Below are 299 nucleotides of genomic sequence, written 5' to 3'. Positions count from 1 at the left end.
CCCGCTACCAATCTCGCTCAAAAATAACACCAACACCTCCATCCCTCACCTCCACTCCTTCTTCCCTCCATACCCCACAATCCACCACCAATCCAACAAACACATCCATACACTACACAATACTTGTCCCATCACTCCTGCCAACCTCAATCCACCTACCCGCCAACTCCTTACTCATCGCAACTATCAACAAATTATTCTCCCACCTGATCTCAAACCCAAAATCCATAACAAACATACCGTCTTTCTTTACTTCTTCCCTTGCCACTCTTCACACTCCCCTGCCACTACACCTCACT

At 47.5% G+C, this 299-nt stretch carries 1 protein-coding gene; it reads right to left on the bottom strand.

Going from position 1 to position 299, the window contains the following annotated elements; genetic code table 11:
• Positions 1-112: 112 nt before the first annotated feature.
• Positions 113-268, bottom strand: a complete 156-nt coding sequence (locus FS628_RS31630; RefSeq protein ID WP_186328036.1) for a hypothetical protein — start codon at positions 266-268, stop codon at positions 113-115.
• Between the last annotated feature and the right edge of the window lie 31 nt (positions 269-299).

This window comes from Paenibacillus xylanexedens, from assembly GCF_007676705.1.
Lineage (GTDB): Bacteria > Bacillota > Bacilli > Paenibacillales > Paenibacillaceae > Paenibacillus > Paenibacillus xylanexedens_C.
The sequence above is the reverse complement of the archived record's forward strand: the minus strand, read 5'-3'. Positions and strand labels throughout refer to the sequence as shown.